Origin of the sequence: Helicobacter bizzozeronii (genome assembly GCF_900196775.1) — a bacterium.
Classification (GTDB): Bacteria; Campylobacterota; Campylobacteria; order Campylobacterales; family Helicobacteraceae; genus Helicobacter; species Helicobacter bizzozeronii.
On record NZ_FZLB01000091.1, the window covers coordinates 1 to 4851 of the forward strand.

Below are 4851 nucleotides of genomic sequence, written 5' to 3' on the forward strand. Positions count from 1 at the left end.
TCATCATGTTGATTGGCTTGCATTTTTATTCCCTCCGTATCCCCCATGTCAATAACCAAGAGGGCGAGGTGCTCGACTTTGAGGCTGAGGAGAAAAAATACAAAGAGGGGCAAAAAAAGGAATCTAAGGTCATTCCCTTTTGGCCCGTGTTTTTATCCAAAGATATTTTTGTGGTCTGTGCCTTCATGGTCTTTTTCTTTTATCTTGTGTGTTACCACTATGAATTTGCGATGGATCCGATCAACTTTGAGCGTGCCGATAGCCTCAAAACCCCGCACCACATTTACCCTGAATGGTATTTTTTATGGAGCTATGAGGTTTTAAGGGGCTTTTTCTTTAATGGTAACTTGGGGTTGGTCGCCTTTGGGATCGCACAGGTGATCTTTTTCTTATTGCCCTTTTTGGATAATAGCCCGGTGGTCAAGCCCGCCCACAAACGCAAAGCCTTTAATATCTGGTTTTGGGTGTTGGTCGTGGATATGATCGTGCTCACCATTTATGGCAAGCTCCCCCCTGTGGGTAATAACAAATATGTAGGCTTTGTGGCTTCCATTGTCTTTTTGGTGCTCTTCTTTGTCATCTTGCCCTTAATTGCTAAGGCTGAGAAGAAAGGCGGTGCGCAGTGAAAGAACTCAAAATCTTAGCGATTTTAATCGTGGTGATTGGCGTGCTTTACTGGGGGGTGGAGCCTTATGCTCATAGCATTATGGAGCCCAAAGTCGCCCCGGCTGACTTTAGCTTTAAAGATTTAAAGCCCATCGATCTAAGCAAGGGCGATGTTAGCAAGGGTAAGGACTTGGTGGCGCAAAATTGTGTGGCTTGCCATGGCATTGAGAGTCAAAAAATGCCCGCCCCCATGGATCATGCCAGTGCGGGCGCAAGCTTTGGGGTCGTGCCCCCCGATCTCTCCCATGTGGGTAGCGTGCTAGACCCCCAGTTTATCGCCCATTTTATCAAAGACCCCACACAAGCAGCCAAACTCACGCATAAATACAAAGATGCCAACCCCTATCCCATGCCCGCTTTCGCCCAATTTAGCGATCAAGACTTGAGCGACATTGTGGCTTACTTGGTGTCCATCGCCCCTAAAAAGCTAGATGATAAGGCAGTTTTTGCGCAGGCTTGCCAGCGTTGCCACAACATCGAATACGACAAGCTTTATGCGCTCACAGATGCCAAAGACTTACACCGCTATTTGGGCTCAAATGCGCCGGATCTCTCCATGATGATCCGTAGCATGGGGCATGAAAAATTAGAAGTTTTCTTAAACGATCCACAAAAAATCTTGCCCGGCACGGCAATGCCTCGAGTGGGCTTAACTAAGGCTTCCCAAGAGCAGATTATCCACTACCTAGAAAAGACCGGGGATAGTAAAAAATCCCAAAGAAATGCATTGGGCATCAAGATCATGATCTTCTTTGCCGTCTTGGCTTTCCTAGCCTATATGTGGAAACAAAAGGTGTGGAAAGAAGTCCATTAGTGCTTTTCTAGCCAAGCTTGGATTTGGCTAGCCACGCTAGCTGTCTCTAAAACCCCCGTGTGGATTTTGGGGCGGCTTAAAAGTTCTTTGACACGCTGGGGCGGGGTGATGCCCTGAGTGGCTAGGATTTCTAAGGCTTGTTGGTCATCTGTGCTGGGCACACCTGTAAGCCCTAAAAGCGTGGTTTGGGCAAATTTGCTCCATGAGGCTGTAGAAACCACCACGCAAGGCAAATCTGATTGGAGTTGCTCATAAGCATGTAGGGCGGTAACGGTGTGGGGGTCGGCTAGATAGCCATATTTTTGGTAAGTTTGGGCGATGCTTTTTAAACAAGATTCATCATCACAGCTAAAACTGATAAAATGTTTTTGCAAGATTTGCAGTTCTTGGGGTTGCAAGCTGTAAATTTGCTCTTGCTCTAAGGCTTGCATGCACTCTAAGGTGCGCTTGTGCCCCAAGAGGGCGTATAAAAGCCGTTCCACATTGGAGCTTTTTAAAATATCCATCGCTGGGGCGTGGGTTTTGAGCAAACCTCTTTGTCTAATATCATAGACCCCCGTTTTGATCCACTCTTCTAAGACATTGTTAGCATTGGATACAATCCCAATTTTTGCAATGGGTAAGCCCATTTGTTTGGCATAAAAAGCCCCCAGAGCATTCCCAAAATTCCCGCTAGGCACAAAAATATTCAAGGGTTGCCCATAGCGCAGGGCGTGGTGGCGCACCAATTCCAAATACCCCCACACATGGTAGATGATCTGGAACACAATGCGCCCAATATTGATCGAATTGGCCACACTCAAGCAAAAACCTTGTTTTTGCAAAGTGGCTTTAAAACCCGTATCTTTGAGTAAGGCTTTGAGCGTGCTTTGGGCATCATCAAAATTGCCCTTGATTCCAAAGACCTTTAAATTGGGCGCATCCATTGTTTGCATTTGCAAGGCTTGGATTAGGCTTGTACCATCAGCAGGGTATAGACAAATCACATAGGTATTAGGCAAAGAGGCAAAGCTAGCTAGGCTAGCAGGTCCAGTATCCCCACTTGTTGCCACTAAAATTAAATATTTTTCGTGGCGTTGTTGGGCGAGTTTAGAGAGCAAGATTCCAAAGGGTTGTAAAGCCATGTCTTTAAAAGCCAGAGTAGGACCATGGTAGAGTTCTTGGATATAGAGGGTGGGGCTTAGATGCCTTAGAGGGGCAATGTCTGAAAAACCCCCATAACGCTTGAGGGCTTCTTGCAAAATTGCGGGCTCAATATCTAAATTAAGTGCCCCAAATAGGGCTTGAGCTAGCTGGGTGTAATCCAAATGCAAGTAAGCCTCAAAATCCACATTAGGGACATTTGGAAAGCAAAAAAGTCCGCCCGTGGGGCTACTGGGTTCTAATAAAGCCTGTGTAAAACTCTTGGTTTGTTGGGGGTTTCTGCTATCCACTAAAAGCACCCTAAATCCTTTTGTTTGAGATGGCACAAGTGTAACCAAAATTTAATAATTTGGCGCAAAATCACGATCTATAAAGGTTTTAATGTATAATTACCCATCTTGCTAAAAATAGGAGTGATAATGTCTGCCAATCCCCCTAAGAATGCAAAGAGTCCCCAAGCCTCCATTAGGTTACGCCGTGTGGGTCTTTTTGAAACTTCTGTCAATACAGAGGTTGTCCCCGTTCGGGGGCTCTTAGAGGGCATTAATGATATTGGGAAGTTCATTATCAATATGAAAAAGCATGTCAAACTGGGCGAAAAACCCGAAGTGGAATGGATCATCGATAAAACCTGTAACCACAGAGGCGATAAACTCCTACACAACAAGGGGATCGCTAGTTGCCCGTATTGTAACTGGGCTTTGGATTTAAAGACCTTGACCTACCACAATGGTTATAGAAAACAACCCCTTAGGTATTGTATCGAGGGGCGTTCCTTGCATGTCCAAACTTCTATCGATCTCTCCAACCCCTACCAATCCAGTTTTAAGGGCGATTTTAAAATCCGCTGGCTCAACCACGCTTGCTTACACATTGAGGCTGGGGGCATCAAGTGCATCACCGATCCATGGTTGCTAGGTCCTAGTTTTTTAGGTAGTGGCTACTTAGAAACGGCGAGCTGTAAAGAGGCGGTGCATTGCTTGGTGAATGCCGATTTTATCTTTATCTCCTCTAATCGTTCTAGTTGCTTGCACCCCCAAACCCTAGCTTTCGTGCCTAAAAGCAAGCCCTTTTTAATTGGTAATTTTGCCTCTAAAAGCATTGAAAAAGCCCTAAGAGGTTTGGGCTTTACCAACATTTACACCCTAGAATTCCAAGAAATCTATGAATTTAGCTCCTTTTTCCAGTTCAGTATCCTAAGGGCAGGCGATGGCTCAGAAGAGAGCGGGCTATACTTGTGCTTGTCTGGGCATGATGTGATTATTAACGCCTATGGGAATTATCTCAATGCCTTTAATCTCCCCACCGATCTCACCTTGCTTTGCACCTCCTTTGCGGGCGCGACCTCGGGTTTCCCCTTTTGCATCGATAATTACGATAACGAACAAAAAAAGGCACTACACGCCAACCATTTAGAAGGGCTCAAGCAACAACTAGAATTACTCTTAGAAAGAACCAAGCCCACCTATGTCATGCCCATTGCCACGCCCTATATCCAAGAAGCCAGCCGCGATCAAGCAATTCAAAACGCCAATAGCAAAAACGCCCTAGATCTTGGCAAGCAAATTTGCGACACCTACACCCGTAGCCATAGAGAAACCCCGATTGTGTGGCTACAACCAGACTACACTTTAACCCTAGAGTTTAAAGAAAACGACTTGATCCAATGGCGCGAAGATGTGCATGTACTCAAAAGAGATGTGCCCCAAAAGTATGTAGATTTTTACACCCGCACCTTTGTTTATGACGCTAATAAACTAATGGGCTACCTCAAATTATCGGGCTACAAAGCCCAGCAGATCGTAACCTTTGTGCCCACTGGTGACTCTTTTGAAAAGGTGGTGGGTCCCATCGTGCAAGCTGATTTTGCCACCCAAAGTTTTAAGACAATCCAAGCAGATGCCATCATCACCCAGCAACAAGGCTACCGCGTGATGGTGCTCAAAGTGAGGGGCGAGATTTTGGCTTGCGTGGTTGAAAACCATTTGCCCTTTGAGGAAATTTTAAGGGGTTTTCATTGCCGTATCCAACGCACCCCCAATGTTTATGAAGCCCAATTTTGGCGTTACTTTAGCCATTTTTACACCGATTCCAAACCCTACACGATTCGCTTAGTCTAAGGATTTTGCAATGATTCTAGACAGCCGCTTTTTACTCTGCTGGCTAGCCCCTGTGGTGGCTGGCTTGTTTTCGCCCTATGCACAGGGCTTAAAGCACTTGATCGCCTT

The 4851-nt window shown here is 45.7% G+C and carries 3 protein-coding genes and 1 pseudogene; 3 read left to right on the plus strand and 1 reads right to left on the minus strand.

Features of this window, described 5'->3' with window-relative positions; all coding sequences use genetic code 11:
* Together C5684_RS08320 and C5684_RS08325 are read left to right on the plus strand one after the other, a co-directional pair.
* Positions 1–626, plus strand: a pseudogene (locus tag C5684_RS08320) (cytochrome bc complex cytochrome b subunit); the annotation flags it as partial.
* Positions 623–1480 carry a c-type cytochrome gene (locus tag C5684_RS08325; protein WP_104640016.1) on the plus strand — a complete coding sequence of 286 codons (858 nt, stop codon included), beginning with the start codon at positions 623–625 and terminating at the stop codon, positions 1478–1480. The pseudogene C5684_RS08320 and the gene C5684_RS08325, both read left to right, overlap by 4 nt.
* Here the strand turns inward: C5684_RS08325 and thrC are convergent.
* Positions 1477–2922 (minus strand): threonine synthase, encoded by a 1446-nt coding sequence (gene thrC / locus C5684_RS08330; protein ID WP_104640017.1) that lies wholly within the window; start codon positions 2920–2922, stop codon positions 1477–1479. The two genes, C5684_RS08325 and thrC, sit on opposite strands and share 4 nt — an antisense overlap.
* Positions 2923–3042: 120 nt before the next feature.
* Here thrC and C5684_RS08335 point away from each other — a divergent pair, with 120 nt between their 5' ends.
* Positions 3043–4743 carry an MBL fold metallo-hydrolase gene (locus C5684_RS08335; RefSeq protein ID WP_104640018.1) on the plus strand — a complete coding sequence of 567 codons (1701 nt, stop codon included), beginning with the start codon at positions 3043–3045 and terminating at the stop codon, positions 4741–4743.
* Positions 4744–4851 lie beyond the last annotated feature (108 nt).

Excerpts from the sequence above, each read along its gene's own strand:
- C5684_RS08335 (WP_104640018.1), top strand. The coding sequence starts at position 3,043 with ATGTCTGCCAATCCCCCTAAGAATGCAAAGAGTCCCCAAGCCTCCATT.